We start from the raw sequence: 428 nt of genomic DNA on the forward strand, positions 1-428 counted from the left end.
CGCGATGATCCTGTTCAATGCGATTATTTAGATACTGGCTCTGCCGGATCCGGATTGGCTTCAGCCAGCGTCGCGATCGATCCTGCAAACGGTTTGTCGTATCGCAGGATGCGATGGCTTCGCGGTTGGTCTGGCTCCCATCGATGACAATGCGATCGGGACGCCCATGGCGCTTGAGAGCCCGTGTCAGGAAGCGCTTTGCGGCTGGTAAGTCGCGGTGTTCACTGAACATGAACTCCACCGTGTCCCCGCAGCTGTCGATCGCGCGGTATAAAAACATCCATCGGCCGCGGATCTTGATGTAGGTTCATCGACATGCCACCTTCCGGCGACAGCACGCTTGCGCCGGTTGAAGCCGTCCAGCAGCAAGGGCTAGTAGTGAACGACCCAGCGATGGATCGTCGAATGATCGACACCGATGCCGCGCT

General features: G+C 58.2%; 1 pseudogene. It reads right to left on the reverse strand.

The features are described 5' to 3' along the window. A pseudogene (locus FEZ63_RS07650) lies at positions 1 to 428 on the reverse strand (IS6 family transposase); the annotation flags it as partial.

The sequence above is a fragment of the Microvirga brassicacearum genome (genome assembly GCF_008757455.1).
In the GTDB taxonomy this organism is placed as follows: domain Bacteria; phylum Pseudomonadota; class Alphaproteobacteria; order Rhizobiales; family Beijerinckiaceae; genus Microvirga; species Microvirga brassicacearum.